This is a genomic window from Brevundimonas sp. (assembly GCF_036405315.1).
Lineage (GTDB): Bacteria > Pseudomonadota > Alphaproteobacteria > Caulobacterales > Caulobacteraceae > Brevundimonas.
This window is the reverse complement of the sequence record NZ_DASWXW010000103.1, coordinates 1-2,163: the sequence shown is the minus strand read 5'-3', so window position 1 is coordinate 2,163 and position 2,163 is coordinate 1. Positions and strand designations below refer to the sequence as shown.

Genomic DNA, 2,163 nt, shown 5'->3' with positions numbered 1-2,163 from the left:
CCGGTCGGCGCCTGCGTCGGCATGCGCGGCTCGCGCGTTCAGGCGGTCGTCGCCGAACTGCAGGGCGAAAAGATCGACATCATCCAGTGGAACGACGACGAGCCCACCTTCATCGTCAACGCCCTGGCCCCGGCCGAAGTGGCCAAGGTGGTGCTGGACGAGGAAGCCGACCGCGTCGAGGTCGTGGTGCCCGACGAGCAGCTGTCGCTGGCCATCGGCCGCCGTGGCCAGAACGTCCGTCTGGCCTCGCAGCTGACCGGTTGGCAGATCGACATCATCACCGAGTCGCAGGATAGCGAGCGTCGCCAGAAGGAGTTCGCCGAGCGGACCTCCCTGTTCCAGGAAGCCCTGGACGTCGACGAGACCATCGCTCAGCTGCTGGTCACTGAAGGCTTCGCCACGGTCGAGGACCTGGCCTTCGTCGAAGCCTATGAAGTCGCCGAGATCGAAGGCTTCGACGAGGACACCGCCGAAGAACTGCAGACCCGCGCCCGCGAATTCCTGGAGCGCAAGGCCGCTGAACTGGACGCCAAGCGCGTCGCCCTGGGCGTCGAGGACGCGGTTCTGGACGTGCCGGGCGTGACCGGCGCCATCGCCGTCGCCCTGGGCGAAGGCGGGGTGAAGACGGTCGAGGACCTGGCCGATCTGGCCACCGACGAAATCCGCGGCGGCTATGAAATCCGCAACGGCGAGCGCGTGAAGGTTCCGGGCGTTCTGGAAAGCTTCAACCTGTCGCAGGAAGACGCTGAGCTGCTGATCCTGCACGCCCGCGTGGCGGCCGGCTGGATCGACGCCTCGGAACTGCCGCAGCCGGAACCCGAGCCCGAGTATGAGGAAGAAATCTTCGCCGAAGCCGGCGAAGAGGGCGCCGAATACGAAGGCGAAGCCGTTGATGTCGATGCGGAGGTCTTCGACGAAGACCTCGAGCCGTCGCAAGACGCCTGATGAAAGCCGCAGCCGTCCATGACCCCGAACGAGGCGCTGATCGATAGAGACCGTCAGGACCTGGTGACCCGCCAGGTTCTCGATGAAACTCGCCTGATCCGCTTCGTGCCGGCGCCGGACGGCTCGGTGGCCCCCGACCTGGCGCGCAAGCTGCCCGGCCGCGGCCTGTGGGTCGCCGCCGACCGCGCCTCGGTCGAGACGGCGATCAAGAAGAACCTGTTCGCCCGCTCGGCCAAGGCGCCGCTGAGGCCGGCGGCGGACCTGGCCGACATGGTCGAGAAACTGCTGGTTCGGCGCTGTCTGGACCAGTTGGGTCTTGCCCGGCGCGAAGGCGTGCTTATCTCCGGCTTTGAAAAGAGCGCCGCCGCCATTCGCAGCGGGCGGGCGGCTTGGGTCATCGAGGCGGCGGACGGCTCCGCCGACGGTCGCGGCAAGCTTCTGGCCCTGGCGAAACACCCGTCTCCGGCGCCCAAAATCTGCGGCGCTTTCACGGCCGACGATTTGAGTTTGGCCCTTGGGCTGGAAAATGCGATACACGCCGTCCTGCTGAAAGGCGGGCGAGCTGATCGTTGGACCATTGAGGTCGAGCGACTGGCGGGATTTCGGCCTCTGCGTCCAGAGAGCTGGCGCCGGGATGGCCCCGGCGACGGCGCCGAGGACGGCCGGGGCGAGACCCCGGAACGAGAGCCTGAGGCTTTTGGCGGGCGAGGACCTGTTTCCTGATCAGGGAGCGGGACCACGCCCGGCTGTGGGTGTTTGAAGAGACGACGGCGGAATTCTCCGCCCCGAGTAAAGCGACCGGATGAGCGACGAAAACGACAAGACCGAAGACGGCAAGACCCCTGCCAACGCGCCTTCTCAAACGGGGCCGCGCGCTCCGCTGAGCCTGAAGCCGCGCGCGGCGGGATCGGTCTCGACCGGCACCGTGAAGCAGAGCTTCAGCCACGGCCGATCCAAGACCGTGGTCGTCGAGACGAAGCGCCGCGCCGGCGCGGTTCCCGGACATCAGCGTCCGCAGGGCTTCGACGTGTCGCGCCCGCGCGCCGATCAGGGCGCGCCCCAGGCGCCGCGTTCCAACGCCCCGCGCGGCGGTCCCGCCGGCGGCGCCCTGTCGGTCGAGGAACAGGAGGCGCGTCGCCGCGCCATCGCCCTGGCGACCCAGGCGCAGGCTGAGCGCGAGCGCGCCGCCGTCGCCGAGAAGGCCGCTCGCGAAGCCGC

Annotated in this window: 3 protein-coding genes; all 3 read left to right on the top strand. The window is 68.6% G+C overall.

Going from position 1 to position 2,163, the window contains the following annotated elements; translation table 11 throughout:
* Nucleotides 1-945, top strand: a 945-nt coding sequence (gene nusA, locus VGE49_RS06160) for a transcription termination/antitermination protein NusA (protein WP_331033681.1), incomplete at its 5' end; no start/stop codon positions are given.
* Nucleotides 946-963: 18 nt separating this feature from the next.
* Nucleotides 964-1,668 (top strand): RNA-binding protein, encoded by a 705-nt coding sequence (locus tag VGE49_RS06155; RefSeq protein ID WP_331033680.1) that lies wholly within the window; start codon nt 964-966, stop codon nt 1,666-1,668.
* Nucleotides 1,669-1,747: 79 nt separating this feature from the next.
* The coding region (locus tag VGE49_RS06150) for a translation initiation factor IF-2 associated domain-containing protein (RefSeq protein ID WP_331033679.1) at nt 1,748-2,163 on the top strand (416 nt) is incomplete at its 3' end.

What these genes read in the sequence shown, in the direction of transcription:
- VGE49_RS06155 (WP_331033680.1), top strand. Translation starts at nt 964, where the DNA reads ATGACCCCGAACGAGGCGCTGATCGATAGAGACCGTCAGGACCTGGTG.